This window comes from Streptomyces sp. SM1 (genome assembly GCF_002910825.1).
Classification (GTDB): domain Bacteria; phylum Actinomycetota; class Actinomycetes; order Streptomycetales; family Streptomycetaceae; genus Streptomyces; species Streptomyces okerensis.
In genome coordinates this window covers 23819-49970 of record NZ_NEUB01000834.1, presented here as the reverse complement: position 1 = coordinate 49970, position 26152 = coordinate 23819, and the positions used below count along the sequence as shown (strand labels likewise).

The following is a 26152-nucleotide window of genomic DNA, read 5'->3' as shown; positions in this document are numbered from 1 at the left end:
GCCGTGGCGAAGGGCATTCGCGAGCGGGAGTTCCAGAACCTGATGATCCAGTGGTCTCTCCCGATGGGCTGGGGCTTCACCGCGGGCAGATCGTTGCGGCGTGAGATGACGCAGACGGTGATCGCCAGCCAGCTGCGGGACGCCATGGTCCGGTTAAACCCCGGGGTGATCGCCGGGTTCGACGTGGACGCGGTTGTCGAGGAGATCGTCGCCACGGTCAATGCCGTCGAAGGCGGGCTGGTGCGGGCCAACGAGCTGGTGGTGAACCTGCTGCGCGGGCACAAGGAGTTCCGGGACGCCGACGGCGTGTGGCACGCCCTGAAGGTCATCGACTTCGAGCGCCCGGCCGCCAACACGCTGGTTGTGTCGGACGAGGTGACCATCACCGTCCCTGGCAAGACCTCCCGCCGGTTCGACCTCGTGTACTGGGTTAACGGCCTGCCCCTGGTCGTGGTGGAGGTGAAGTCGCCGACCGCGAAGTCCGGTTGGGCGGACGCGGCGCGCGAGATCAACGACGTGTACGCCACCGAATACCCGTGGTTCTTCACCCCCAACGTCTTCGCCGTCGCCTCCGACGGGCTGAAGCTGCGCTTCGGTGCCGCTGGCGCGCCCGTGAACCTGTGGCAGCCGTTCCGGTCCACCGCCGACGACGAGAACCTGTCCGGGCAGGCCGACGTGCGGCGCTCCGTCGAGCTGCTGCTAAACCCGGCCACGATCCTGGACATGCTCGCCAACTTCGCCCTCTTCGACACCTCCGGGGATGGGGCGGACATGAAGTACCTGCCCCGCTACCCGCAGATGGAGGCCGCGCACCTGATCCACGAGCGGGTCCTGGAGGGCGGGTCGAAGGGCCTGATCTGGCATCACCAGGGGTCCGGGAAGACACTGCTGATGGTGTTCGCCGCCGCGCTGCTGCTGACCGACACCCGCACCGAGTCGCCCACCATCATCCTGCTCTCGGACCGGACCGACCTCGTCCGACAGACCTCAGGGGTGTTCACCTCCGCGATGGGGGACGCCTACTTCCGCAAGCCCGCCACCAGCCAGCAACTGCGCTCCCTGCTGGCCGATGACGTGCGCGGCGTCATCTCCACGACCGTCCATAAATTCGCCGACGCCGGCAAGAACCTGTCGCCCCGGGGCAACATCATCGTGCTGGTTGACGAGGCGCACCGCACTCAGTCCGCCAAGTCGAAGTCCCTGGCCGGGCAGATGCGCGCAGCGTTGCCGCACGCGAAGTTCTTCGGCATGACCGGCACCCCCGTCAGGAACCTCGCCACCGACACCTTCGCACTCTTCGGCGAGGAGAGAGACCCGGACAGGGTGCTGCACCGGTACTCGGTGTCCCGGTCTCTGCTGGACGAGGCGACCGTCCCGGTCATATTGGACCCGCACCCGGTCACCTTCGAGATAAACGACCAGGCGCTGCAGGCCGAGTTCGACCAGTTCGCCGATGAATTCGACCTCGACGACCCCGACCGCGAGGCCCTGTCCCGCAAGTTCGGGCGTCTCACCTCGGTGTTCGCCAACCCCAACCGCATCCACACGGTCTGCCAGGACATCGTGGACCACTACCTGGCCAGCGCCTACCGCAACGGCCTCAAGGCCCAGGTCGTCGCCTACAACCGTGAGCTGGCCGTGGCGTACACGGACAAGATCAACGAGCTGCTGGCCGGGTTCGAGGCGTCACAGGTGCTCGCCGAGGTCGGGAAGCACGAGCGGATCACCGCCGAGGTGAACATCCACGTCAAGGATTCCAAGGACGAAGACACCGCCATGCGGCCGTACCAGCTCTCGGAGGTCGACGAGGAGAAGCAGAAGCGGCGGTTTCTCACCCCGGACGATCCGCTGTGCTTCCTGGTGGTGACCGCGAAGCTGATGACCGGGTTCGACGCCCCCAACGAAGGCGTCCTCTACCTGGACAAGCCACTGAAGGCCCACAACCTGTTCCAGACGATCACCCGCCCGAACCGCACCTGGGTGTCCCCGACCGGGTTCGTGAAGACCGATGGCGTGGTCGTGGACTACATCGGCCTGGCCGAAGAGGTCCAGCGAGCCGTCGTCGACCCCACCGCAAAGGGAGCCGCCAAGGGCGGCGGGTTTGTCACCGACCTGACCGAGCTGGTCGCCGAGTTCCGCACCACCTTCGCCCGCATCGAAGACCTCCTCGCCGACGTGGACGGTCTGGACCTCACCGTCCACGGATACGAGTCTGTGCGAGCCATCAACATCTTCCTGGACGCCAGCCCCGGCGCGGCCGAGGTGTTCACCAAGGACTACCGGCTCCTGGCCCGCCTGTACCCGCTCATCAACACCGACAAGCGGGTCGCCAAGTACCGAGATGGCTTCGGGCTGTTCGGATCCGTGTACACGACCCTGTTCAAGAAGTCCTCCGACGAGGAAAGGAAGGAACGGCTAGGCGAACTAGGGCCCATGGTCCTGGAGATAATCAACGCTCACGTGCACTCCTTCTCTGTGGCCGCCTCCCAGGAGGAAGCCCTCGTCCTGGACGCCCAGGGCATCTCCATCCTCAAGGAGCTGCTGGCCCTCGTCCGCCCCAAGCCCGACAAGGACGACGGCTCGGACGAGGCGCCCCCGTCCGCGGCAGAGATCCTGGACCAGATCAAGGCCGCCCTCGAAAGGGGCGTCGAACCGGGGTCGGCGAAGTACACCGCTCTGGCGGAGCGGATCAGGCAGCTGCGGGACCGGATCATCCAGAACTCCCAAGATGCACTGGACTTCCTGTCTGAGGCTCTCCGTGTCGCCCGCGCCATCGTGGACGCCGAGAAGCACCCCGATGAAGCTGTCGTTGTGCTGGACAACGACCACGTGGGCGTCCTGTCGCGGATCATCCACGACCACGCACCGTCCGGCCTTACCGTCACGGAGCGGAACCTGGCCGAGGAGATCGACCAGGTGGTCACCCGCACACTCGCCCGGTCATGGGACAACGCCGACGCCCGCAACCGAGGCGCCCGTCGTGCCACCGCCGCGGTCTTCCGCCGGTACATGCTGAAGCCGGTGGGGGAGCCGTATGACTCCACCGTCGCCTACATCGAAGCCCACTACCTCGTTGACTGACTAAGACGTTGTTTCACTTGGTGAGTCGGCGGTGGGCGATGAGGGCTGCGGCGATGCCGACGAAGGCGAGGAAGTGTTCGGCCTTTCTCTCGTAGCGGCGGTGCAGCCTTCGGCAGCCGGCCAGCCAGGAGACCGTTCTTTCGACGACCCAGCGGTGTCGGCCCAGTCGGGTGGAAGACTCGATGCCCTTGCGGGCGATGCGGTGGCGGATGCGACGCTCGCGAAGCCATTTCCGCAGGTGGTCGTAGTCGTAGCCCTTGTCGGCGTGGAGCTTGGCAGGACGCCGGCGGCGCGGTCCGCGGCGGGAGCGGATGGGCGGAATCCCGCGCACGAGCGGCTGCAGGCCAAGGCTGTCGTGCATGTTCGCGCCGGAGATGCCCAGCGACAGCGGCACGCCGTTCCGGTCGGTGATGAGGTGGATTTTCGATCCGCTCTTGCCACGGTCGGTCGGATTCGGTCCGGCCAGAGGCCCCCTTTTGCCGCCCGGACGCTGACCGAATCGATCGCGCACCGCGACCAGTCCAGCTCGCCCCGCGCACCGAGTTCGTCGAGGACGACCCGGTGGAGCCTGGCCCACACCCTGGCCTGGCTCCACTGGGCGAAGCGCCGGTAAACGGTGGGCCAGGCCGGCCCGAACACCGGCGGCAGCTGCCGCCAGGTGCAGCCCGAGGTGGCCACGAAGATGATCGCTGCCAGGCATTCGCGGTCACCGGCCCTCCGTTTGCCGCCACCCTGCGGACGTATGACCTCCGTCGGCGGGACCACCCGCCGGAACAGCGCCCACAACTCATCCGGCACCAACCGCTTAACCAGATCCGTCATGCACTGCTCAACGAACGATCACGCCATCAGAAACGGCGTCTAAGGCACGGAAGCTCGGCAACCTGTGGCGGTTGCCGGGCCTCGTCGCGGCGGCTGGAAGGCAGCAGCCAGGCGCGGGCCGCCAGCAGTAACACACGAATGAGGGGGACCTACAGCAGGGCAGGAGGTGGCACCAGCACCGGCATCACTGTCACGTGACCCGACCGCGGCACCCCGAGGCCCAACGCGCCGTCCGGATAGCGACCACCCGCCCGGTCTGCAGGACTGCAGCGGGCAACTTCTCTTCTCTGGCGTGACTGTGACCTGATCCCGCTGGCATGAGCAGGATCACCGGTACGGTCAGCGCGTGGTTTCCAAAGGACGGCACCAAAACGCGGATGTTGCAAGTGCGCTTGACCGCGCCAAGCGGGCCGGCTGCACAGTCGTGCCAGACAAGAATGGCCACCGATGGGGATGGGTCGTCTGCTGCTCGTGCGGAGCGCGCCTTGCTGTCTCCGGCACGCCCAAGAACCCCGGTAACGAGGCGAAGAAAATCGACCGCTTCGTCAAAGCCCACACGCACTAGGGAGGTACGAAATGGAGTGGAGTTTCAGCATTCTTCTCAAGCAGCCGCTCACCCGTGAGCAGGCTGACGCGTTCGATCACTGCGATGCCCTCGCGGACGGGGCGATCTCTTACACGCTCGCCCCAGAAGATCCTGACGCTCACCCGCAGTGCGCGGACTCAGCCATGCTGCGGGAGCTGGCCTGCGATATCGAGGCTCCGACCCTCCTGGACGCTGTTGCCCAAGCCGTACAGCGCATCCGGCTCATCGATGGGCTCCACGCCGTCGGCGTCACCCTGCCCGACACCGTGACACTCGACGAAGCCGCTCAGCGCAGCGGACACGGCGCGCAGCCGCTGGCTCAGCTGTCCCAGGACCAGGGCTTCCCCGAACCCGAATCCGGTGAAGGGACGGTGCTCTACTCCTGGGACCGGGTCGCTGCATTCTTGCGGGACATCGGCGAACCGGTCCCCGACGTTCCGCAGGACCTGGTGATCGCGGAACTGGCACTCCGCCTCGTCAACGCCCTCGACGGCGCGGACGTCTCCCCGGGGACGCTCAGGGCCTTGGGACTGCCGATCGACTGAGCGCCTCACAACAGGGCGAACGTTGCCTGGTGGGGGCGTCTGCCTGCTCTACGACGAGAGGACCGCTGGTGCCCGACCTGCCCACCCCGACGCGGCTGTCCCCCATCCGTGATGATCACTCCTGGCACTTCCCGGACATCAACGGCCACCGTACCCACGTGCGGCTGCGGGTGTGGCCGACGAACGACGGCGGGCATCTGGTGATCGCCACCGACCTTCAGCTGGGTGCGGGTCTGATCAACGTGGCGGAGAGCCTGGTGCGGGCCTGTGTGCGGGAGTTCGGCCCCCCTGTGACCGTCGTACGCCACTTCACGCCGTACACGATGAGCGCATTCGAGCGCGACACCTTCGACATGCTGCCGCTGGATGAGAAGGGCATCGCCCGGCCCAAGCGGTGCACCGAGGAGATCCTGAAGCTGCTCGGGGCGAGTGTCGTGGGCTTCCCCGGGGACGCCCCGCCCGGACCGGTCGATGCCGAGGCCTCGGTGGTGGGGCCGCAGAGTGTCCAGATGGCCCGGCTGGTGGCCGCCTCGCTGCGGCTGACCCAGACCCGGACGACGGAGCGGCGGCCCAACGGCTACCCGACGAAATCCGGGCCGGTGGCCGGGCGGGACCTCGATGCGATCAGCCAGCTCCGCCTGACCGCCCCTGTGCTGAACCACCTCTCGCACTTCATTGGCGAGATCGTCGTCGACCGGGACGGCACGGCGTCCGGTGCGAAGCGGGAGAAGAAGCTGGTCAAGGTCATGGAGGCGCTCCAGAAGCACGCGTGGGAGCTGACGAAGCTGTGCGACGAGCTGGTGAATGAGGAGCGCGAGCAGAGCTGACCGGCTTTCATCAGCACAGGATGTGCCGCCCGTAGCGCACCAGGGGCTCGGCGAGCGGGCGATGGCAGACCTCGCAGACCGGCTCCCCGCTCGCCGGCCGGGGCACCGGCCGCACGGGCGGCAGCGGAGTGGGCACCCAGGGGCGCCGGGGTCCGCACGCTGTGTGACCGCTGCCACCACGGCAGCCCGCGGAGCACGGAACCGGTTCGGCAGGCCACGGCCGAGGGCCGTGGCGGATAGTCCCCTCGGCGCCCGACCGACGTGGTCAGCGAGCCGACCGGACCACGATGGCTACCAGCCTCGCTCTTGACATCTTTGCCGGACCCGGTTTGAACCCGTACACCTGCACAGTTACTGGCTCGCCGCCACCGCCCTGCGCGGGCTGCGCGGACCAGGCCATCGACCTCGGTCACATCCCCACCGCCGTACGGCTCGCCGAAGCCTGCGAGCAGCGAGGCAGGAAGCTGACCAACCCCAAGGCGCTCGCGTACTACCGCAACACTTACGCCCGCGCGACAGCCGCCGACGGCGACCACACCACCGCCGTCAAGCTGCTCACCTCCGCCCAGGCCGCCATCGAGCACGCGCCAGCCCTTCCGGGGCGGCAGCCCTGGTCACTCCGTGGGTGGTTCATTCTGCGGCCCGTCCGGTGACGAACAGGTGCGCGGATGCGTCAGCGAACTCGGGATGCTCGTCGGCAAGCCGCGCCGTCTCGAGTGCGCCGTGCAACAGCGGCGAGTCGTGGAGGGCTGTGCCGGCGGTGCGTTCGGCGGCGCGGAGGTAGGCCCAGCCGGGGCCTTCGATGCCGGTCACGGTGATGTTGGTCAGGCCGGCGTCGGCAGCCTCGGCCGCGAGTTCGGCGGCGGTGTGGAAGTGGGCGGTGGTGAAGCCGCGGCTGCCGTCGTATGAGCCGCTGCGCAGGACGGTGGCGACTTCGCCGTGGAGGAGTTCGGGGGTGAGCTCGGCGTGCACGGTGTAGTCCTGCAGGAGGCTGTAGCGGCTGATGCCAGCGGCTGCGACCAGGGCTCCGGGCTTCGCCGCTCTGGCGGCTTCTTCGAGGGCGCGGACGCGGTCGGCGCGGGTGGTGAGGTGGTAGAGCGGCCCGAGCAGCAGGACGGCGCCGTAGGAGTCGGTGGTGGCGGTGAGGTGTCGGGCGTCGCCGAGTTCGGTGGTGCATCCGGGGGCGTGGATGGCGGCCTGGTCGAGGTGGCGGGGGACAGGGGCGATCAGGTGGACGGTGTGGCCGTCCTTGATGAGCCATCGGGCGTGGGTGCCGGGACCGCCGCCGACGTCGAGCACCCGCGCGGGAGCGGTCGGGAGGTGGCGGCGGAGGAGTTCGCGGGTGCGGAGGAGTTCGAGGCGGCCGGTGGCGGTGGTGTGGAGCCGGTCGGCTTCGTCGTACTCGGCGGCGTAGTAGGTGACGATCTCGGACGCTGTCTGAACAGGGTTCGGTGTCGACATGACCGGAGGGTAAGAGCCGGAGGCGAGGCGGGGCATCCGGTTTCCCGGGCGTTGTGCGGAGTTCGGCGTGTCATTGGCGGCCGAGCAGTAGGGTTTTGCATCCACGCGGGGCGAGGTTGCACGGGAAGGGCACGGTGATGCGGGAGGGACAGCCCGGGCTGGACTGGGAGCCCGCCGGCTTAGCCGAAGTCGTCGCCTTGTTCTCGAAGACGCCCTGCCCTTGGTGGGTTGCGGGCGGCTACGCCGTGGAACTCGCTGTGGGCCGGCCGTTTCGGGAGCACGACGACATCGACGTCCTGCTGCTGCGCCAAGACCAGCTTGCGGTTCAAGAGGTCCTCACCGAGTGGGAGTGGTGGGCTGCGTACCCGCCGGGCTCGTTGCGCCGGTGGCTGTCCGGAGAGCTGCTGCCGGTCGGCGTGCACGACGTGTGGTGCCGGCCCGGTCCGGGTGCGCCGTGGCGGATTCAGGTGATGCTCGACGAGGCCGAAGGCGAGACCTGGGTGTCCCGCCGCGACGGCCGGGTCCGGCGGCCTGTGGAGCGGCTCGGGGCAACAGCCGCTGACGGTACGCCGTTCCTGGCGCCGGAGGTCCAACTGTTCTACAAGGCGAAGGCTCCTCGGCCGAAGGACGCGCAGGATTTCGCCGAGGTACTGCCTCACCTCGGCCGGGAGGCGCGGGCGTGGCTGGCCGAGGCGCTTTCTGTCGTGTACGGGCCGCACCCGTGGGTCGAGATCCTGCAGAACAGGTAGGGAAGTTGATGCCGCAGAAGACCGCCCCGTCCGGCTACTCCTACGCCGCGCACTACGCGGACGTGCACCTGATCGTCCGCCGCGGGGACGAGATCCTCATGAGTCGCCGCGTGGAGACACAGCGCGTCTTCCCGGGCATGTTCCAGGTGCCCGCCGGGCTCTTGGAGGAGGGGGAGCCCGCCGCCGTGGCGGCCGCCCGCGAGTTCGCCGAGGAGACCGGCGCCGCCGTCGACCCGGCCGACGTCCGGTTCGTGCACTTGATGCACCACGTATCGACGCACGCGGGTGACCAGCGGATCGCATTCTTCTTCGAGACAGAGCGGTGGCACGGCGAGATCGGCAACCCCGAGCCAGACAAGTGTGAGGGCTGGGAGTGGCACAAGACAGCGGTGCTGCCCGAGCCAATGCCGCCGTACCTCGCGGTCGCGCTGCGGCACATCGCCACCGGTATCCCCTACAGCGAGTACGCCTGGCCCGCGACGTAGAACCGGCAACCACTTTCGATGGCAGCAGAAGTCTGCACGATCCGGCCACCCTCACTGCCACGGGCCATGCCAGCTGCGCCGCGGTGCCAGGATGATCAGGCAGTCAGCCGGGCTGTGACACGGGGTGGGGAGACGACGATGCCGCAGTGGCAGCCGTGGGTGGTCCGCCACCTCTACAGCGTGATCGAGCCCGATCCGCAGTACCCCAGCTACCTGAGCGCGATGAAGGACCAGCTGGATCGCGCCCGGGAAGCCGAATGGATCTCCATGGTGTACGACCGGCCAATCCGCACCAAGGGCGACATCGTGGACGTGTCCGAGGAGGAGAAGCTGGTGACGCCGCCCGTGCCGGAGTACCTCTCGCCCCTGCGGTGGCGGTGGATTTTGTTCGTTACGCGGCGCCAAGAGGTGCGATTCCTCTACTGGTCGCCCCGGCATCCGGCCGGGCACCGCCGCATCCGGATGTTCGACCGGGACGGGTACGACATCGGAACACTGGTCTGGAAGGTCTGCGACGCCTGCCGCGTCGGGAGCATCAATAAAATCTCCATCACCACTGAGTACCAGCGCCAGGGCATCGGCCGCCGCCTGATCCGCCGGGCGCTCGCCGACGGCTCCGGCTACACCTGGCAGACCACTGGCCAGTCCCCGGAGGCGAAGCGCTTCTTCCCCGTGTTGGAGAAGGAGATGGGTACGGCGTTCCTCCAGTACGGCGGGGTGTGCGAGCATCTCGCCTCGCCGCCCGGCTACCGGCCGCCCCCGACGGACCGCCGTCCCCGGCCGGTGCTGGAGCGCGGCATCTGACACCACCGCTTTATGGCGGCGCTCCGATGCCCGGGGTTCGGGGGTAGCGCCGCTGCCCGTCGGTGTGCCGGGTCTGGCCCTCCTAGGCGGCGAATCGCTGTCGCCCACGCGGTGTTCGTCAGGAGGCGACGGCGCCGGTGCGCACCGCGAACTCCCGCAGGCCGGGCAGGCTTCCCGGGGTGTAGAGGAGATCGGCGGTGAGCGTGCGGATTGCGGGGCGTTGGACTTCTTCGGGCGCGGTGTGCTCGATGGCTCGCAGCGCGCTGAAGGTGCGGCGTCCGTCGCCGAGTTGGTGCCACATGCGGGCCGTGTCGGTGAGGTAGCGCGCGACCCTTTCGGTGTTGGCCAACTGCGTGGGGTCGACACGGCGGACGTACGGCACGGCGTCGTCGGGGGTGCCGAGGACCGTGAAGCTGCTGATCCGGTACATCGAGACCTCGGCAGGACTCGCCGTGACCGTGAAGAGACCCGCGGGCTTTCCGCTCTGATCGACGGGGATGCGGCCGGCTGTTTCCTCTGCCTCCTGGAGCAGGTCGAGCGCGGTGCTGCGGCGGCCCCCGGACGCGGCGGTGTAGGCCGCCGTCATGAGCAGGCAGACGCGGGCGGCAAGGGTGTCAGCCTGCGGGCCGCCCTTCTCCACGACCAGCGAGGTCGCGGTACGGGCCAGAAAGTCCACGGCGGCCGAGCTGCGGCCGGCACGGCGCATGGTGATGGCCAGGACCCGCGCGGCGTCACTGAGAGGCCGCGGGTCACCGCTGGCCCGTGCGGCGATGAGTGCACGGTCCGCGGTGGCCCACGCAGCCTCGGAGTGCTGTTTGACGGCGAGTTCGGTGGCCAGGACGTAGGCGCGGGCAACGGCCGCCTGGGCGCGCTCCCGCGTGCGGCCGGTGGAGGCGTCCCGGGTCGCCTCCGCCGTGGCGATCAGCAGGGGAAGGGCACCGCCGAGGGCGGCGTAGCGGGCGCCCGAGAACAGCCCGTGGGCTGTCGCGAGCCCGTCCGCGAGATCGCTCAGGCTCGTCGGTCTTCCGGCTACCGGCTCGAACAGGGCCCGTTCCATGGCGGCGGCCGGGTTCTGGTCAGCCGGTTCTGCCGCAGCAGCATCGGAGCCGGTCCCGGCGATCAGACTGGCGCCGAGTCCCAGCGCTCCAGTCATCAGTTCCCGACGTCGCACATCGTCCTCCAGCTCGGCTTCGGTCACCATAGCGGCCGTCATCTGCGGGACGGGCGCTTTGCGGCGAGCCGGGTGATCAGCGCTGCCGTTCTCGTCGGCAAGGCCCAGCAGGGAGAGCGGGATGGCGAGTCCCTCGGCGATCCGCGTCAGGACATCGACGCTCTGGACCTGGCGTACGCCTCGTTCGATCGCGCTGACGTCGGACTGGGCGAGCCCGGCGAGCGAGCCCACGGTGGTCTGACTGGCGCCCGTGTACTGCCGGAAGTGTTTGATCACGGCGGCAAGATCGCGTGCTGCGAGGGCGCGTCGCGCCTTCTCGTGGTCCCACAGATCGACGGGAACGGCTAACGGGGAATGGCTGCGCACGGTGATTTCCCCCTCCGGGGCAGCGGCATGACCTTGCCTCAGCGTAGAGGCACCGTGACCCCCTGTCATGGCATTGGCCGGGACGCCAGAGGACCGTCCTATAGCGCCGTCGGATGGGTTTCCCCCTCGTTTCTTCCCAGTCTGTGAGTGCACAGCGAACCTCCCGCGCAGCGGCCGGTAACCGTCCGGTTCCTGCAGCTCTGCGCTGGGCTCATCCCCTGGTCGAAGGAGTGTTCCGACATGCCGCAGCCGCCCCCTCCGCCCCCTCCGCCGCCCCCGCCGGGGCCGATCCCGACGCCGCCCCCGCCGGGTGGCGGTTCGTAAGTCCCCGGCACCAGGCCGTGCGTCCCGTCTCCGGCGGGGCGCACGGCCGCTGCTGTCTCAAGCGCAGGCATCGACAAGGAGAACCCCGTGCAGGGAATCACCGTGCTCAACCCCGACGAGCTGGGGCAGGACCCCGCTGTCGGCATGGATTTGGCCCTCGCGCTGGGCGTGGGCCACCTGGAGATCCGTACGGCCTACGGCTCGAACGCCCTCGTCCTGGACGACGCGCAGCTTCGCGAGGTCCGGCGGCTGGCCGACGAACGGGGCCTGCGCGTGGCGGCGCTGGCGTCCCCGCTGTGGAAGTGGTGCCGCCCCGAGGCCGTTCCCGGCAAGGTCGACAGCTTCGGCTTCCCCACGCAGGTGCCGGCCGAGGACCGGGAACGCTGGGTGGACCGCGCGCTCACCGTCGCCGACATCCTGGACACCGACCGCGTCCGCGTCTTCTCCCACCTGTCCGTGGGCGAACAGACGGAGACGTTCCTGGGCGACCCGCTGCTGACGTACGCCCTCAAGACCGCGGAGCGGGCCGGGGTGCGGCTGCTGCTGGAGAACGAGCCGGTGTGCACGGTCGCCGAACCGGCGCCCCTTCTGGACGTACTCCGCGAGCACACCGGCCTGGGGCTGTGGCTCGACCTGGGGAACCTGTACGAGGTCGGCCACGGCACGGCGGAAGCCGTCGAGGCCCTCGCCCCGTACGTCGAGTACGTCCACATCAAGGACTACGTGCCGCGCGACGACGGCATGAAGCAGTTCGTGGCGGCGGGCGCCGGCGACGTGCCGTACAGCGATCTGCTCCCCGCGCTGCACCGGTTGCGGCCGGTGCTGCCGTACGCACTGGAGACGCACGTGCGCGAGAGTCCGGGCGACGCACTGACGAGCGGCGCGGCGTTCCTGCGTGGTGCCGTACCGGGCGGTCTGACGTGAGGCGGGTCCTGCTCATCGGCTCGGGGGAGGTCGGAGCCAAACACGCCGAGGCCCTGACCCACACCGACGCAATGGACCTGGTGGGCCTCGCCGACCCCTCTCCGGTCGTTGCCCCGCCCACCGGGGTGCCGCTGTTCACCCGGTGGGAAACGGCACTGGAGACCCTCGCACCGGACGTGGTCGTAGTGGCCACACCGCCCGGAACCGCCCTGGTGGCAGCCCGCGCCGCCGCGCAGGGCGGCGCGGCCGTCCTGGTGGAGAAGCCGGTCACGCTCGACCCGGCCGATCTGGCGGCAGCGCCGGAAGATGAACGGATCTTCGTCGCCTTCCAGCCGCACTTCGCCCCCGGACTCGCCGGGCTGCTCGACCAGGCACCGACGGTTCGCCGGGCCGCCGTGACGCTGGTGTGCCGCCGGGACCGCGCCTACTACCGAACCTGGCGCACCCGGTACGCCACCGCCGGGGGCGTCCTGCACCAGCAGGCCATTCACGGCCTGGCCCTCGCCCTACGCCTCCTGTCCCCCTCGCCCATCGCTTCCTGCACCGCCGAGGTGCACCGCGTCCGGCAGTGGGCCGAATCCGAGGACCGCATCACCGCGGCGGTGGCGTTCGAAGACGGCGCGCTCCTGACGGTGGACGCCCGAGTCGACAGCGTCGACCAACCGCGGTGCCACGAGGTGACGCTGCACCTGGACGACGGACAGCAGGTGCATGTGCGCGGCCGGAACCTCGAAGCCGGCCTCGGCGATCCGCTGTCCGCGCCCGGCGACTTGGCGCTGCGCCAGGCCATGTACCGGGCCCTGCCCGCCGGTGACGCCGGTCCGCGCCACCCGTCCCTGTTCCCACTCCCTCAGCTGCGCCGCACCCTGGAGGTCATCGGCCATGCCTACCGCACCGCACGCAACGTTTCTGAGGCCGGTACTGCCGCATGACCTCGGTATCGAGGTCGTCGAGCGCAAAGGCGTCGGACACCCCGACACCCTCGCCGACTCCATCGCCGAGCTGGCCTCGATCCGCTACAGCGAATACTGCCTGCGCGAGTTCGGCGCCATCCTGCACCACAACCTCGACAAGGTTGCCGTCCTCGGGGGCCGCGCCCGATTCGGTGACACCGACGGCACGTACGACCGCCCCGTCCGCGTGATCTTCGGCGGCCGGATCTCCACCTCATTCGCCGGCCGTACGATCCCCGTGCGCGAGATCCTCGAAGACGCCGCCGCCGAGCAACTACGCACTGCTCTGCCGGGGTTCGAGCACATCACGTGGCAGGCCCAGCACGAGACGACCGACTCCTCCAAGTTCGAGAGTTGGTTCGCCCCTCACGGCCTCCAGGACCTGCCGGAGCGCCCCACCGCCTTTTCGAACGACACCGCGTTCCTCGTCGGCACCGCACCGCGCACCACGGCCGAGACCGTCGCGCTGCTCACCGAAGCCTGGTTCCGTCAGCAGCCGTGGGCCGGAAGCGACATCAAGGCCCTGGTCATCCGCGACGAGCACGCACTGACCGTCACTGTGTGCGTCCCGGCCGTGGCCGGACACCTGGCCAGCAACGCGGAGTTCGAGGACGCCGTCAGCGACGCCGCCCGGGAACTCACCACCCAGCTCCTCAAGCGCCTGCCCGGCCCGGTCACGGTCGTGTGCAACACCCGCAACAACCGCACGGGCCCGCTGTCGAGCCAATACTTCACCCTCTCCGGATCGGCGATCGACTACGGCGAAGACGGTCTGGTCGGCAGGGGCAACGCCCGCTCCGGGCTGATCACCCCCGGCCAGCAGGCCGGCAACGAAGCGCTGTTCGGGAAGAACCCCGCCTACCACGTGGGCAAGGTCGGCGGGTGGCTCGTCGACAAGGCGAGCCGCTCGCTCGCCGAGCAGTTCGGACCGTGCCGCATCGCGGTGATGTGGCGCAACGGGAGCCCCTACCCCGAGCCCGCCTCGCTCGACATCACAGCCACCCACCTCGTCCCGGCGGGCGACGAGCTGGTGCGCGACGTGCTGTGCCGCACCGACTGGGTGCCCGATCTCGTGGACAACCAGCATTACCTGCCCCGCGTTCTGCCGGTGCCCGAATTGCTGGCCGAACTCGACCCGCCCACGCTGTCGTGAACCCGGCCGCCGTGGCGACCGGCCACCTCACTGCTGCCCTGGAGCTTCCTCCGGGGCTGGACACGGGCCCGGCCGTCACGGCGGCGAGCCGGCTCCCCGGCGGCTGGCACCTGTCCACCCCGGACCCCAAGCACCGGGACTGCCCGAGCGTGACGGTGACCTACGCCGACGCAGAGCCCACCGTCACCGTGGACGGGCAGACGGTGCGCATGAGCCTCACCCGCGGCGCCGCCCGGTCCTCGACGCTCGCCTACACGACATACACCGCACTGGAACGGGCCCGCCAGCAGCGGCAGATGCTCACCCTCCACGCCAACGCCGCCGTTACGCCGAGCGGACGGGGCATCCTGCTGCTGGGCAACAAGGGCGCGGGCAAGACCAGCGTGACGCTGGCCCTCGGCGCACGCGGCTGGATCCACGCAGGCGACGATCTGACCGTCCTGGCCGAGCACGACGCGGAACTGCTGATCCTGCCGGGCAAGGCGACAGCCGCCGTCCGCCCGCAGGACCCGGAGCTGTGGCAGGCCCCGAAGCCCGTCGTCGACCTCGCCCCCTTCCTCCGTGTCCCCGTCCCCCTGGCGGCGGTCATCCGCCTTACCGTCCACCCCGCCGCCCCCCGCCCCGTGCTGGTGCCGGCCACACCGTTCTCGGCAAACGAGCAACTCCGTCTCCACGAGGCCCTCGCCCGGTACATCAGCGGACTCCCGACTCCGTTGACCGGCCCCACCGGGGCACCGTACGGACCCGTATGGCCGCTGGACGACCTCCCGCTCGCCCGCTGGCGAGCCCACCTGATCGCACGACTCGAACAGCACCCGTACACCTACCTGTACGCGCCCGACCCGCAGTCAGCCGCCGACCTCATCACCGAGGAGCACGTGTGACGTCGAAGCCCGCCGCCGCGATCCTGCCCAGCCGCGACGAACCCGCCACCATCGCCGCCGTCACCGCGGCCGTCGACACGGCGCTGAACGACCCGAGCGCGGTCATCATCCACGCCGACTCCTCCGACCACCCCACGACCAGCAACCACTTCACCGCCACCCCCACCCGAGCCCGCAAGATCAGCCTTACCAACCTCCCCCGGGGCAAAGGCGCGCAGATCCTGGCGGCACTCGCACACCTGCCGGACCCGGACGGCCCCGTCCTCATCGCTGACACCGACACCCGCAACCCCAACCCCGACGTGTACCGCGAACTCCTCGTACACGCAGAACGCGGATGCGCCATCGCCGACTACCCGCGCTACTGGGACGAGGCCAACTTGACCTCGCACCTGGCCCGCCCGCTGATAGCCGCCACCACCGGCCACGACGTCCCCCAGCCGCTCGCCGGCGACCTCGCACTCTCCGCCCTCGCCATCCGCACTGTACGGACCGCCGTCAACACGGTGGACGCCCAACTCCGCCCGGCTGTCAACGGATACGGCATCGACGCGTTCCTCCTGTTGACGGCCGCCCCCACCGGCCGCCTCACCTCCGTCACCGTGCAGGCCCCGAAGACGCACGCGGCGTCGTTCCCGCACCTGCGACAGATCTACGACCAGGCCGTGCCGGTCCTCCTGGCTCTCACCGCCGACTGGCCCCACCGGCCCGTACCGAGAGCGAGCGCTCCGCCCTACCGCCCCGCGCACCGCACCCTCGACCCCGGCCGCCGCGCCGCCGTGCTGGCCACGCTCGACGCATTCGCACCCCCAGACCCCCGATACGATGCCTGTCCGTGGCCGGTGGCTGTAGCCGATGCCTGGCACTCCGTCAGGAACGGTGCCGTCCCTCACGAGGCAGCCCACGGACTGTGGCCGCACTACGTCCACCGCGTCCGCACCTGGCTCACCGCCGCGACACCGCCGAACGAAAGGGCGGCGCAGCTCGCCGCCGCCCACACCCGGCTGTTCGGTGTCCTGACCGCCCACCCCACTCGGAGCCGCATCTCATGAGCACCACGACCGGCGCCTTCTGCGCGTTCGCCCTGGAACCCTTCCCCACCATCGCGCGCGGCGATGACCTCTCTGGCGTGATCACGGATGTCCTGTCAGCCCAGGCCACGGAACTGCAGGACGGTGACGTGATCGTTGTCGCCTCGAAGGTCGTCTCGATCGCCGAGGGGCGGTTCGTCGATCTCGCGGGCGTGACCCCCAGCCCGGCCGCCCTCGACCTGTCCGCGCGCACCGGCAAACCGGCCGAGATCGTGGAGATGATTCTCGGTGAATCCAGCGAGCACTTCGTGGCCGGGGAGCGCGGGCCGATCATCGCCCGACATCACCTCGGGTACCAGCTGACGTCGGCCGGCATCGACCGCGCCGGGGCCGACGGGGCGTGGCTGCTGCCTAAGGACCCCGACGCGTCCGCCCGCGCGCTGCGCGACGCGATCACGGCGTTCAGCGGCGTCACCGTCGCCGTGGTGATCGCCGACTCCGACGGACGCGCGGACCGGCGCGGCGCCACCGTCATCAGCATCGGCGCCGCCGGCATCGCACCGCTGCGCGTCACCGAGCACGCCGAGCCCGGCGGGAAGACCAAGCGGCAGGAGGAAACCCTGACCGACCTGGTGGCAGCAGCAGCCGGTCTGATCCTCGGACAGCGAGGCCGCGGCGCCCCCGTCGCCGTGCTACGGGGCATCGCCTACGAGGCCAGCGATGAAGGAGTGGCCGCGATGCTCCACCATGCGCCGTGACACGGCTGGCTCTGCTCGGGTCGCCTGTCGACGCCGCGCTGTCGCCCGTTCTGCACCGGGCGGCCTACGCCGCGATGGGCCTGCCCTGGACGTATCACGCCATCGAATGCCGCTCCCAGGACCTGCCGCGCTTCCTGGCCTCCCTCGACGACAGCTGGGGCGGCTTCTCGCTGACCATGCCGCTCAAGCGCACCGTTGTCCCCCTTCTGGACGAAGTGTCGGAGACGGCCTCGCGGATCGGCGCTGCGAACACCATCGTCGTGACACCCAGCGGCCGACTCCTCGGGGAAAACACCGACCTGTACGGGATGGTGCAGGCGTTGCGCGAGGCAGACGTGACCACTGCCACTACCGTCACCGTGCTCGGTGCGGGGGCGACGGCCTGCACAGCGCTCGCCGCCGGTCGTGAACTGGGCTGCGATCAGGCAGTCGTGATCGCCCGCGACACAGGCAGGGCCAGTTCCCTGCTCGGCCCGACGGCCGAACGAATCGGCATCAAGATCAGCATCAAGCCGTGGACAGCCGCCGTCCATCACCTGGCCGTCGACCTCGTTGTATCCGCTCTGCCACCCCATGCCGCGGATGCTTTCGCCCCGCTGTGGACACGAGGCACCGGCACCCTCATGGACGTCGTCTACCGTCCCTGGCCCAGCGGTTTTGCGCACGCCGCCCAAGACGCCGGGCGGAACGTAGTGGGAGGGCTGCCGATGCTCGTACACCAAGCCGCACGACAAGTCGTCCTCCAGACGGGACACTCCCCAGCGCCGGTCACCGAGATGCTGCTGGCCAGTCAACGCGAGATCCAATAGTTCGAGTGACGCTGACCAAGCCATCCCCAGAAGCCGAGCTCCCGGATACACAGGTCAAGTTCGCGTTCAGTCGATACCGTGGCGCGTCATGAAGCCCTTGGTCTTCAAGCACGCCTGAGCTCGCGCTGGGATACGTGCGAGCGTTGAGCGGCGACCTTGACGCTGCACGTGTTCATGGATGACGGGCCCTCGCGCCGCCGACGCCTTCAGTGATCTCCTCGCCAAGGCGTACATCCTCGACGACGACGGCCATGATGCTGGACCGCGGCGTCACAGGGCCGGGTAGTTCGCGGTATGCATTCCGGCTGGATCGGCCGGCAGGGGAGTGAGGCAGCTCCGAGGGCTCCGACGGTGCCGGCCCGCCGTCCGGCTCCCCGAGGACCGAAGCACCCTCTGGTCAGGGCATCGGCATCCGTGCGCTGTGCACCTGCAGTCTGGGGCGTCGGTTCGCAGCCGCAGTGGGTTGAGCGCGGTGCCTGCCCGGCACCGGCTGCCGTCTTGCGAGCCCGGCCTGCCAGGGCTGTCAGCCCTGCGCGGTGTGCGGCGATCGAAGCGGCAACGGCGCCCCCGGCGTGGATGGCCAGTGCGGGGATCGGACGGAGGGCGACAGCGGCCGCAGCTGCAGTCTGTGAGTTGCTCAAGCGCTCGGCAGGCGTCGCAGGGGCGACAGTTATCCTGTCAGCGTGTTGACGAAAGATCAGGACCGCGCCCGAACGGGTGAGTCAGGCGACACACCGCAGTGGAAGGTGGCGGCAACGGACGGGCCCTGGTTCGTGCCGCCGGAGCGTCCGGCCGGACCGCCGCAGTTGGACTTTCCTCCGATCCGCAACGGCATCGACTACCTCGCCAGTGTTGTCGAGCATCTGGACGAGAACGCATCGGACGTCGGACCCCGGAACCTCAAGTACGCAGTCCTGCACCTGCAGGCCGCGGTCGAGGTGCTCCTCAAGGCCCGTCTGCTGCGCGAGCACTGGACCCTCATCTTCAAGGACCCCGGCAGGGCGACCAGGAAAGACTTCGAGAGTGGGGACTTCGAGAGCTGCGGGACCGAGGCGGCGGTCGAGCGCCTGCGCGACATAGCGGGGGTCGCCATCGACCGGAAGGAGGCCGAGGCGCTGAAGGACCTGGCGAAAGACCGCAATGCCCTGCAACACTACGGCCTGACGCACAACGCCCACGCGGTCGAGGCCCGTGCCGGCCGGGTGCTCGACTTCCTCATGCGCTTCTTGGACACCCAGCTCCTGCCGCTGCTCGAAGGGCGGGAACGTGACAGGGCAGAGCGGGACATGATCCCGGTGGCCGAGGGTGTGAAGAACATCAGCTCATACGTCAAACGGCGCCTCAATCGGCTGCGCGGCGAGCTGGCCGGGCTGGAGAGCCGGACCATCATGTGCCCCGACTGCGAGCAGATGACCCTCGTCGTCGCCCCCCACAGCGGAGACTGCCGCTTCTGCGGCGCGTCCTGGGACTCGGCCGAGCTGCTGGCCTTCGACTATCTCGGCTGCTCCGACGGCCAGTTGGCCCTGGCGTTCCCCTGCCCCCAATGCGACACCGCCGCCTTTGTCGAGGGCGTCAACTTCGCCGACGGCACCCGGCTGTCCGACACCCTGTACTGCTTCGGCTGCAGCAACCGCCACGAAGCGCGGGACCTCGCAACCTGTGCCGGCTGCAGCCGCCCGTGGCCCACCCCGGCCGACGCCGACCGTTTGGGCTTCACTCTGTGCCCGGACTGCCGAGCGCAGGGTGCGCCGGAGGACGTCGCATGACCACGGCACTGGAGCGCTCACCCCGAACCACGCTGGCCACGCTTCGGCGCGTGACCTGTGGCCGCAGCACGCGCGGAAGCTGCGCGGCCACCTCGTCGGCCTGTACGGCGAGGACGACGTGCTGCCGACCCTTGCGGCTTCCTGGAACGCCCACCAGCGCAGCGTGAACACGCAGCGCGCGAACGCCCGGGGATTCAAGATCTTCGAGGAGTTCGCCCGGGAGCACGGTCGCGCTGCCGGCGGCCGACCTGGAAGCAGCGTTGCTGACCAAGCTCTTACCCGGCTGCCGGCTCCTGCGCGGGCCGGCCGCGAGCCGCGGGAACGTCACGGCGGCGCTGCCGGACCACGAAATGGTGCACCTGGCCTGCCACACGGGCCAGGACCGGGACCGCGACTACGAGTCCCACCTCTTGCTCCACGACGGCAAACTCCACCAGCCCGACCTCCCGCTGACCGGCACCCGCCGCGGCGGGCTGGCGTTCCTGTCGGCCTGCGGCACCGCGCTGAGCCGGCTGGACCTTCCCGACGAGTCGCTGAGCCTCCTCAGCGGCTTCCAGGCGGCTGGCTTCAGCCAGCTGATCGGCAGCCACTGGCCGGTCGATGACCACGCCACCACGCGCATGGCGGAGGCCTTCTACACCAACCTCCTGCCCCCGGCCCGGATGTCCGCGGCGGCGGCACTGCACGCCGCCGCCCGTACCCACCGCGACCGTGAACCGGACCGCCCGTCGCGGTGGGCGGCCTACCTGCACGTGGGGCCGTGAGTCGCCGCGCCCCGCCCGGACGGCCTCCACCACCTCGATGCGAGTCATCGCGGCCCGCTGCGCGGCCTTGACCTCCTCGGCCGAAACCTCCGCGGGGTGCATGACCCACTTCGCCTCGATACTCGCGGCCCGCGCCACCAGCCGCTCCTCCGGCGGAAGCGCCAGCCGGGCCCTTCCAGAAGAGGCGCAGCGAAGTACGAACGGCGTCCCTGTGGTGCCCCAGTCGTGTCTCCTGAGAGGCGCCACCCGGCACCCGCTGCACAGGTGAGTCCTCCGAAGGCTCTGTGGGCAACGCCAGTGCGGCACTGCCGGGGCGCGCACGAGACACCGTGAGGACGTACGCAGAACTCCAAGAGGTACACCTGCATCAGCCGGCGTCTTGTCGGTGTCCCCGTCGAGTCTCGTTCGTGTACCGATGAGTCACCTCGGCGCGCTTCCTTGGCCAGCCGGTTCCGCTCGTTCTCCTCACGCCGCTGGGCCTTCAGCGCCTTCCTCGCCGCGGCCTCCTCCATCTGCTTCGCCCGCACCCGCTGCACGTTCCCGGGACTCGGCATCCCCGCCACCAGCGCCTCCTACAGGCCGACCGACGTGAGCATGTTCAGCAGGATGTCGGTGTTGCCGATCGCGGTCTCCTGCGCCTCCCGGGCCGCCTCCAGCGGTTCGGCCTGCGCGGCCAAGGCGTCCACGTCGCCCTGGGCGACGGCTCGGGCGTCAGCATCCAGGCGCTGCTGTATCGCGCCCGCTGGCTCGGGCGCCTCAGTGACGTGTCCTACCGCAACGCCATGGCGACCATCTCGGCCCGAGGCTGGCGCAGAAATGAACCAGGCCTGATCAGCGCTATTGAGCAGCCATCGCTCCTCCCGCGAGCGGTGGAGCTGCTGACCCAGGGGGGAATCGACGTGGCGCAGCTGATTGGGCAGTGCCGCGTACCACCGGACCTGTTCCGCATCGTCACGGCCCGCATACCGGAGAGCGAGTCAATCAACTCCTCCGCCGAGTTGCCTACCTCAGCGAGCAGCGAGCCGGCGGCCGGGTGGTGCCGCTCCTGGAGTGGCGACTGCTCAATTCCCGTGAACCGCAAAGTGCCGGGAAGCCCGGTGGTGGATGAACTGTCGCCCGGTGTTGCCGTGCGTGTCGAAATTGCCACAACGAGCTCAAGCGAGATGCGTCACAGGCCCCTAGGGGGAGAAGACCCCCTTGGAGCCTGGCGCGGGATCTTCGCTGTTCAACAACGCTGCGAGGTACGAGTCACGTGGTAGTCAGCTGCTGCTCGAACGATGGTCGGTCGCTACTGGTTCCGCCGCTGGAAATCTGCTGCCCAGATGCAACTAGGGCCGCTACTTTCAGGCCGTATGAGTAAGCACCTCTCCCTGCGCGAGGCTGTGTTGTCGTGGCTAGAGTACGCGGGTGGTCTGTCCCCAACACCCCAGTCCATCGTGGTACTGATGCTCCAGCCCCACTGGGAGGACGTGGTGAGAGAGGTGGCCGCCGCAGCGCCTAGGGAAGAGCACCCCGACCTCTACGCCAAGCTCGATGAAGACTGGGTCCCGAACTCCCGAACGCTGTTGGAGGAGTCGGGACTGGGTGAGGCGGCACGTCTCATTGCCCGGGGCGTGCCGGTTCCCGTCTCCGAGGTCGCGGACAGCTTCGTCACCTTCTGTACTGGCCCGGCACCGGTCTCCGAGCGATGGCTGCTCCTCAACGGCACCTTCCCCCAGGGAACACGGATTCCGCTGGGGCGGCACACCTTGCAGACCTTCACTGCGGACGAACTCAATCAGACGATCCCGATGCCTGCGCTGAACGTCCTGCAGCGCCGGAGCCATGATCTCGACCTGATCACCGGCGCACCGTTTCTCCATGCTCCTGACCCCAGCCGCACCGTCACACGCCGTCCGACCTGGTTCGACTTCACCGGCCCGCGCGCGGAAGCCCAGCACTGGCAAGCGCTCCTTCCTCTGATGCTGTGGGACAGCGAACTTCTCCGGGTGGACTCGGTCTTCACCGTCGCGCGCGGACGCCGCTTCGATCTGAACCCCAGAGACGTGCCGACGACCATCCAGGTCTATGAAGGCCAGTACGGGAAAGAGGAGGAGGCTGAGGTCCGCGACACCGGAGCCTTCCATGTCCCGGCCGAATACCTTCCGGCCCTGGCTGACTTCTGCACCGCGATCTCGGCGAAGATCGACGCGGTCATGGCAGGCGCGACCCACGAGCGGCGCATCCTCAACCGGCGTGCCCGGCGACTGGAACGCGCAGCCCGGCACCTCCTGGCCGCTTACCAGCGCACCTACAACGACGACGGCGTCTGGGAGGTGGAGGCCGACGAACTCCGCCTTGACTACGTCATCGCCCTGGAAGCCCTGCTGATCAGCCCCAACGACCCAGGCGGGCGCATCACCGCCAACATCCTCTCCCGCGCGGCTGCACTCTTTCTTACCCGTGACCACCAAGAAGAGGCCAAGGGCATCGTCCGACGTGCTTACAAAGCCCGATCCATTTACGTCCACGGCGACGTGATCAAAGACCAAACAGAAGAGGAGAAACTGAAAGAGCTGCGAAATCTCCGGCTCCTCACACTGCAGGTCATCCTGCGCTGGCTCATCCTGACCCCTTCCGACACCGAGGACCTCGCGCCCCTGCTCGATGCCGCCGTCCAAAACCCAGGCCGCGAAAACCACATCAGCCAGCCCCTGCGCGCCTTCTTCACCACCACCCCACCACACAACCGGCCCGCCGACATCACCCCCACCTGACCCCTGGGGAAGCAGCCCGTCGCAAGGGAAGCCCCCGGCGGCCGCTGGCGCAGAGTGGGCCGCCGGGGGCCTCATGCGGGTCGGCCGGAGCCGACGGGGGAGGCGGCCCCGGGCGACGATCAGGGGGGAGACCACTACGGTCGTCTCCGCGGCGGGTGCGGCGTCCTGGAGCCGGTCCAGCCGTTCGTAGAGCGCGCGCAGCATGCGGGCCTTGTTCTTAACTCGGTGCAGGTTCCGGGACCTCAGCGGCAGTCGGTTGTCGGCCTCGCCCAGCACGATCTCAGCGAGCAGGCGCCGGCCGTCGACGTCGGGCACCTGGCCCGCTCCCGCCACACCTCCGTCCCCTCCCTGGAGGGCTACGCCCGCCTCGGTGTCGACGCGGTCGCCCGGCACGTTGCGCAGTAGGACCCGCCTGGCAGGGCCCGGCCCAGCTCCCGGATCACGCCGAGCGGGCGGAGCCCGGCGTAGCCGCAGCTCAGCGATGCTGAGCAGTCTTCTGTGGGAAGATCTCACGGCTGCTCCGGCTCGGGCGCCCAGTCAGGTCCACTCTGCCGCGCGCATCATGCTCACCAACGCGTGCTCGGCCGCCTCCTCCTCGTTCTGGTTCACCCGGAGGCTCTCCCAGCCCTCGGCGTATCGCAGCACGTTGGACAGCGTCTCGCGGTCGGCGGCGCCGCGCGGGCCCTCGAAGGGCGAGTGCTGGGCGAGTGCAGGACCGCTGACAGGGCCTGCCGCACCCAGCGGGCGACGGTGGTCTCGTCCCCCTCGGGCATCCACGGGTAGTAGGGCACTCGCCCGATTTCGCGCAGCGCCTCCGTTAGCGCTTCGAACTGCGGGCCGGGACGCGGGCCGGCCGCGAACGGCTTCATGACCATGCACCGTAGCGTCTCGACCCTGAACGCGCGTTAGCAGTAGGCGAGTTGGGTACGGTCCGACCGGCGGTCCGGGTCGTTCGGCGGCGGAGGCGAATCATGAAGAGTGCGCACGTGGGGCTCGCGGCGTTCGAGACCAGAGTGAGCGAGGCTGCCCGGACCCTGCTGCACAACCAGGGGTACGACGGCGGGTGGGGCCTCACCCTGACCTCGGTCTCGTCCATCGTCAACACCAGCGAGGTCCTGCCGATTCTGCGGGCCGCCGGTATCGCCGGACAGCCGGTTCGACAGGGGCTCGACTTCATCACCGGCGCCATCCCGGAGCACTCGCGGCCCCGGCCCAAAGGCGGCCGTGGTGAGCACACCCGGTTCATCGCCTTCGGCCTGGCCGGACTGCTGTCCCACCCCCGCTTCTTCCACCACAACGGCGTCGCGGAGACCGCGGCCTGGTGCGTCGGCTGGCTGGAGGACCACCAGGTCGACCACGGCTGGCCCGAAGTCCTCGGACTCGACGACACCTCGCTGCACCAGACCGCCTTGGTGGTGCACCGGCTCGCCGAGCTCCGAGATACCCTCCATGATTTCGGCCCCGGGCTCCTCTTACCTGGCGGGGTGGAGACCAGCAGCCTGTTGGAGCGCGTCGAGCCGCTGATCGGCCACGGAGTGCATGGTCTGCTCTACCACCGGCGCCCCAGCGGGGCATGGGGGTGGCGTACCTATATCGACACCGAGCCGAGCCCGAGCAAGACCGCGCTGTGCCTGCTCGCGCTGTCGGCCGTCTGCTCGGGCACCGGGCCCGGCGGCGAGCCTGCCTTTCGGGACGGCCCGCGGGAGGCGGGTGGGGTGCACGGCCCGGTGCAGCGGAAGCGGCTGTCCGAAGTGGTCGTCGAGGCCGGACAGTGGCTGCTGCACAACCACCACCGGTGGGAGGAGTTCGTCGAGGACGACAAGGATGTGCAGGGCACGGCCTGGGAGCACATGGCGTACGCGCTGTGCACCCAGGCTGCCATCCGGGCCGGTGCGAGCCCGCGTGATCCCCGCCTCGCCAAGGCGTGGAAGCTGATGAACGGCCTGTGGGACCCGGAGGCCGGACTGTGGAACGAGCCGGGTGCCTCGGGTAAGCGCGCCACCATCCGGGCCGCGTACTACACGGTGTCGGCCTACGAGGAAGCGATGCAGCGTCTGGCCCGGTTGAACCTTGCCGACCCCGCCTCCGAGGACGCGAGCGAGGCGTCGGCCGAGATGGTCATCGTCCATGTCGCCCTCGGTCCTGGCCGGACCGTCCTCCTCGGGGCGCGCGACAGCGAAGGAAGGGTGGCGTGTGAGCTGTCGGAGCGCCTGTTCGACGTGGTGAAGGTCGTGTACGACGCTCCTGAGGCCGGAATGTCGACCGAGCGGATCGCGGCGAAGCTCTACGTCGCCCCGTCCTCGGTGCCCAAGTACGTTCAGCGCCTCAACCGGGCCGTCTCTGCGGTCTTCGGCGGCGCCCCGGCCCGGCTACTGCTGGCCAGTACGGTGGACGGGGCCAGCGGGTATCGCCTCGCGGGGCGGTAGGCCACCGCCTACGACGTGGCGCGCTCCCCGGCCACCGGGTAGTTCAGCAGGGCGAACCGCGCCAGGGAACGGACCTGGTCGAAGGTCTTGAGGGTGTCGAGGTCCTCCAGGCCGAACCAGGCGGCCCCGTGCACCTCTTCGAGCTGCGCCTCCACGGCCTGTTCCCGGGTGCCCGGCTGCCGCTGGACGTAGAAGAACTGGACCAGCGCCGGCGTCGGGAAGCCTTCGCGCTCGATGTCCACGTAGAACGGCACGGGTTCAGGTGTGGCGTTGTGGTCGGCCGGGTGGACGGCCGGCTGGCTGGAGATCGCCTCCACCAGCAGCCCCGTCTCCTCCTTGAACTCGCGCACCGCCGTGCCCGCGAAGGACTCCCCGGGCTCGATATGACCGCCCGGCGGAACCCATTTGTCGAAGCGGTTGTGGTGCACGAGCAGCACTTTGCCACGCTCGACGAGGTAGCCCGAGCAGCAGTACACCAGACCGATGTCGCGGGCGGTCTGGCCGTCGTGGATCAGAATCGAGCGAGGCACCCCGCCACGATAGCCCACAGGTAACCACTCGAACTCCCGTGCAGGTGAAGCGACTTCAGCGCGGTGTCAGCGCCGCGCCGATGACATGTCATCGGCAATGACAGCGCGATGTCATCGCGTACACGTCACTGCGGGACGGATTGTGGTCGTATCCCCGGCCCGCGGCTCCCGCTCGCG

General features: G+C 69.4%; 25 protein-coding genes. 19 read left to right on the top strand and 6 right to left on the bottom strand.

The annotated features are described in order from the left end of the window. Positions 1 to 3: 3 nt before the first annotated feature. On the top strand, positions 4 to 3081 hold the full coding sequence (locus B9S61_RS26810) for a type I restriction endonuclease subunit R (protein ID WP_103544546.1): 3078 nt from the start codon (positions 4 to 6) through the stop codon (positions 3079 to 3081). Between the two features lie 13 nt (positions 3082 to 3094). Here the strand turns inward: B9S61_RS26810 and B9S61_RS26805 are convergent. Next, positions 3095 to 3903, bottom strand: a protein-coding gene (locus tag B9S61_RS26805) for an IS5 family transposase (protein ID WP_374936246.1) whose coding sequence is annotated in 2 segments (ribosomal slippage) — positions 3095 to 3561 and positions 3561 to 3903 — 810 coding nt in all. Because the reading frame shifts where the segments join, the coding sequence is not laid out codon by codon here. Positions 3904 to 4479: 576 nt separating this feature from the next. On the opposite strand from B9S61_RS26805, the gene B9S61_RS26795 reads away from it, so the two are divergent. From B9S61_RS26795 to B9S61_RS26785, 3 genes are all read left to right on the top strand, one after another. Further along, entirely contained in the window at positions 4480 to 5034 is a 555-nt protein-coding gene (locus B9S61_RS26795) for a hypothetical protein (RefSeq protein ID WP_103544543.1), read from the top strand. Positions 5035 to 5102: 68 nt separating this feature from the next. Continuing rightward, positions 5103 to 5861 (top strand): hypothetical protein, encoded by a 759-nt coding sequence (locus B9S61_RS26790; RefSeq protein WP_103544542.1) that lies wholly within the window; start codon positions 5103 to 5105, stop codon positions 5859 to 5861. 329 nt (positions 5862 to 6190) lie between these two features. Then, on the top strand, positions 6191 to 6514 hold the full coding sequence (locus B9S61_RS26785) for a hypothetical protein (RefSeq protein ID WP_374936245.1): 324 nt from the start codon (positions 6191 to 6193) through the stop codon (positions 6512 to 6514). On the opposite strand, the gene B9S61_RS26780 is transcribed toward B9S61_RS26785, so the two are convergent. Continuing rightward, positions 6492 to 7322 (bottom strand): bifunctional 2-polyprenyl-6-hydroxyphenol methylase/3-demethylubiquinol 3-O-methyltransferase UbiG, encoded by an 831-nt coding sequence (locus tag B9S61_RS26780; RefSeq protein ID WP_103544553.1) that lies wholly within the window; start codon positions 7320 to 7322, stop codon positions 6492 to 6494. The two genes, B9S61_RS26785 and B9S61_RS26780, sit on opposite strands and share 23 nt — an antisense overlap. A gap of 137 nt (positions 7323 to 7459) precedes the next feature. Here B9S61_RS26780 and B9S61_RS26775 point away from each other — a divergent pair, with 137 nt between their 5' ends. From B9S61_RS26775 to B9S61_RS26765, 3 genes are all read left to right on the top strand, one after another. Then, positions 7460 to 8071 carry a nucleotidyltransferase domain-containing protein gene (locus tag B9S61_RS26775; protein ID WP_103544552.1) on the top strand — a complete coding sequence of 204 codons (612 nt, stop codon included), beginning with the start codon at positions 7460 to 7462 and terminating at the stop codon, positions 8069 to 8071. A gap of 8 nt (positions 8072 to 8079) precedes the next feature. Beyond that, positions 8080 to 8556, top strand: a complete 477-nt coding sequence (locus tag B9S61_RS26770; RefSeq protein ID WP_103544541.1) for an NUDIX domain-containing protein — start codon at positions 8080 to 8082, stop codon at positions 8554 to 8556. 138 nt (positions 8557 to 8694) lie between these two features. Continuing rightward, entirely contained in the window at positions 8695 to 9360 is a 666-nt protein-coding gene (locus B9S61_RS26765) for a GNAT family N-acetyltransferase (RefSeq protein ID WP_103544540.1), read from the top strand. 118 nt (positions 9361 to 9478) lie between these two features. On the opposite strand, the gene B9S61_RS26760 is transcribed toward B9S61_RS26765, so the two are convergent. Further along, positions 9479 to 10897: a helix-turn-helix domain-containing protein gene (locus tag B9S61_RS26760; RefSeq protein ID WP_181007541.1), complete on the bottom strand. Its 1419-nt coding sequence runs from the start codon at positions 10895 to 10897 to the stop codon at positions 9479 to 9481. A 411-nt stretch (positions 10898 to 11308) separates the two neighbouring features. On the opposite strand from B9S61_RS26760, the gene B9S61_RS26750 reads away from it, so the two are divergent. The 9 genes from B9S61_RS26750 (at position 11309) to B9S61_RS26705 (ending at position 20263) form a co-directional block, all read left to right on the top strand. Further along, positions 11309 to 12145: a sugar phosphate isomerase/epimerase gene (locus B9S61_RS26750; RefSeq protein ID WP_103544537.1), complete on the top strand. Its 837-nt coding sequence runs from the start codon at positions 11309 to 11311 to the stop codon at positions 12143 to 12145. Then, positions 12142 to 13077 (top strand): Gfo/Idh/MocA family protein, encoded by a 936-nt coding sequence (locus B9S61_RS26745; protein WP_103544536.1) that lies wholly within the window; start codon positions 12142 to 12144, stop codon positions 13075 to 13077. Before B9S61_RS26750 ends, B9S61_RS26745 begins: the two co-directional genes overlap by 4 nt. Beyond that, positions 13028 to 14251 carry a methionine adenosyltransferase gene (locus tag B9S61_RS26740; RefSeq protein WP_103544535.1) on the top strand — a complete coding sequence of 408 codons (1224 nt, stop codon included), beginning with the start codon at positions 13028 to 13030 and terminating at the stop codon, positions 14249 to 14251. Before B9S61_RS26745 ends, B9S61_RS26740 begins: the two co-directional genes overlap by 50 nt. Next, a complete protein-coding gene (locus B9S61_RS26735; protein WP_103544534.1) occupies positions 14248 to 15135 on the top strand; it encodes a hypothetical protein in 888 nt (295 codons plus the stop codon). The genes B9S61_RS26740 and B9S61_RS26735 overlap by 4 nt, the downstream gene beginning before the upstream one ends. Next, complete coding sequence (locus tag B9S61_RS26730; protein ID WP_103544533.1) at positions 15132 to 16187, top strand: hypothetical protein; 1056 nt, start codon at positions 15132 to 15134, stop codon at positions 16185 to 16187. The genes B9S61_RS26735 and B9S61_RS26730 overlap by 4 nt, the downstream gene beginning before the upstream one ends. Then, the gene (locus tag B9S61_RS26725) at positions 16184 to 16924 is read left to right on the top strand and encodes a coenzyme F420-0:L-glutamate ligase (RefSeq protein ID WP_103544532.1); all 741 of its coding nucleotides are present in this window, start codon (positions 16184 to 16186) and stop codon (positions 16922 to 16924) included. The genes B9S61_RS26730 and B9S61_RS26725 overlap by 4 nt, the downstream gene beginning before the upstream one ends. Continuing rightward, on the top strand, positions 16921 to 17733 hold the full coding sequence (locus tag B9S61_RS26720; RefSeq protein ID WP_258039864.1) for a shikimate dehydrogenase: 813 nt from the start codon (positions 16921 to 16923) through the stop codon (positions 17731 to 17733). Before B9S61_RS26725 ends, B9S61_RS26720 begins: the two co-directional genes overlap by 4 nt. A 683-nt stretch (positions 17734 to 18416) precedes the next feature. Further along, positions 18417 to 19499 carry a hypothetical protein gene (locus B9S61_RS26715; protein ID WP_146064951.1) on the top strand — a complete coding sequence of 361 codons (1083 nt, stop codon included), beginning with the start codon at positions 18417 to 18419 and terminating at the stop codon, positions 19497 to 19499. 233 nt (positions 19500 to 19732) lie between these two features. Then, positions 19733 to 20263: a CHAT domain-containing protein gene (locus B9S61_RS26705; RefSeq protein WP_103544530.1), complete on the top strand. Its 531-nt coding sequence runs from the start codon at positions 19733 to 19735 to the stop codon at positions 20261 to 20263. 572 nt (positions 20264 to 20835) lie between these two features. Here the strand turns inward: B9S61_RS26705 and B9S61_RS42665 are convergent. After that, positions 20836 to 20985, bottom strand: a complete 150-nt coding sequence (locus tag B9S61_RS42665) for a DUF6245 family protein (RefSeq protein WP_258039866.1) — start codon at positions 20983 to 20985, stop codon at positions 20836 to 20838. Positions 20986 to 21708: 723 nt separating this feature from the next. Between B9S61_RS42665 and B9S61_RS26695 the strand changes: the two genes are divergently transcribed. Continuing rightward, on the top strand, positions 21709 to 23019 hold the full coding sequence (locus B9S61_RS26695) for a HEPN domain-containing protein (RefSeq protein ID WP_146064950.1): 1311 nt from the start codon (positions 21709 to 21711) through the stop codon (positions 23017 to 23019). Positions 23020 to 23244: 225 nt separating this feature from the next. Then, a complete protein-coding gene (locus B9S61_RS42660; protein ID WP_258039862.1) occupies positions 23245 to 23424 on the top strand; it encodes a hypothetical protein in 180 nt (59 codons plus the stop codon). A 132-nt stretch (positions 23425 to 23556) separates the two neighbouring features. Here B9S61_RS42660 and B9S61_RS40425 read toward each other — a convergent pair whose 3' ends face one another. Continuing rightward, positions 23557 to 23796 (bottom strand): hypothetical protein, encoded by a 240-nt coding sequence (locus B9S61_RS40425; protein WP_146064949.1) that lies wholly within the window; start codon positions 23794 to 23796, stop codon positions 23557 to 23559. Between the two features lie 194 nt (positions 23797 to 23990). On the opposite strand from B9S61_RS40425, the gene B9S61_RS26685 reads away from it, so the two are divergent. Then, positions 23991 to 25445, top strand: coding sequence for a hypothetical protein (locus tag B9S61_RS26685; protein WP_103544528.1), 1455 nt, complete (start codon positions 23991 to 23993; stop codon positions 25443 to 25445). Positions 25446 to 25453: 8 nt separating this feature from the next. Here B9S61_RS26685 and B9S61_RS26680 read toward each other — a convergent pair whose 3' ends face one another. Next, positions 25454 to 25975, bottom strand: coding sequence for an NUDIX hydrolase (locus B9S61_RS26680; protein ID WP_181007538.1), 522 nt, complete (start codon positions 25973 to 25975; stop codon positions 25454 to 25456). Positions 25976 to 26152: the final 177 nt, after the last annotated feature.